This is a genomic window from Candidatus Obscuribacterales bacterium, assembly GCA_036703605.1.
Taxonomy (GTDB): Bacteria; Cyanobacteriota; Cyanobacteriia; order RECH01; family RECH01; genus RECH01.
Genome location: DATNRH010000764.1, coordinates 1 through 1,020, shown reverse-complemented (window position 1 = coordinate 1,020; position 1,020 = coordinate 1). Strand labels below are relative to the sequence as shown.

Genomic DNA, 1,020 nt, shown 5'->3' with positions numbered 1-1,020 from the left:
CTCTACGCAACAACAGAGAAGGGGCTGAAGTATCAATTGCGCAGAGGACGTAGCAACTATGGCCAGCAAATTGATCAGGCTGTTCAACGAGCGATCGCTGCCGTTCAACGCGACCCGATTCGTAGCCAGACTCCCCTCTCTGATGTCGAACAGAAGTCCCAAAAGGTGCTGCAACGGATGCGTACGCTGTTTCAAGATGACTCGTTGAACTGGGACACCGTACCCAGCTTAGTTGAGCGCGCCCTACGCCAAGATAAAAATCAGCCCGCCTCTGCCGGAACAGAGCTATGCGGAACATCTCACCGTCAACAGGTCTGGAACGAACTGGATCAACCGCCGCGTCGTCCGCCTAGCGTAGCTCATCATCGTCCCTGGCGACATCCCTTTGCCGATCGCTTGCCCGATAGTACCGCTAGCCAATCGATAGAGCCCTTAGAATCGCAAACGGGCTCCACCATTAATCTTGACGTAGTGCCCCAACCCGTGACGCGATCGCCTGAAGAGTTCACCGACTGGAGTCATCCATTATCTCAACTCTAGCCCACACGACATGCAGCATCTTAGTCATATTGATTTAATGTAACGATGCGTTAGCTATCGCAAACGCATCCTACTGGTACTATAACAATATGCGTTCTTAAGTAAGTTTAATATAAAAGTACTGTATCCTAAAAACTAGAATTAATCATCTAGAGTTACCTCAGCTCCCATGGAGGTAGAGCATAACGTCACAGTGTTAGCTTTTGTGTTAACCTCCTCTAGGGAAACCCTATCATGTTTCTCAATGACTACCATAGTACTGATCATGGGTGTATCGGGCTCAGGCAAGACGACCATCGGCCAAGTGTTGTCCGATGTCCTCAACTGGGAATTTCTCGACGCCGATGATTTTCACCCAGCCGCCAATATTGAGAAAATGCGGCGAGGGCAACCTCTCAACGACAGCGATCGCACTCCATGGCTAGCAACCCTTGCCGACACCCTATCTGAACGGATCGCCCAGCAGCGGCCAACCGTTCT

At 50.8% G+C, this 1,020-nt stretch carries 2 protein-coding genes; both read left to right on the top strand.

Annotated features, from left to right (window positions below):
* The coding region (locus V6D20_15925) for a hypothetical protein (GenBank protein ID HEY9817268.1) at nt 1-540 on the top strand (540 nt) is incomplete at its 5' end.
* 265 nt (nt 541-805) lie between these two features.
* The coding region (locus V6D20_15920; protein HEY9817267.1) for an AAA family ATPase at nt 806-1,020 on the top strand (215 nt) is incomplete at its 3' end.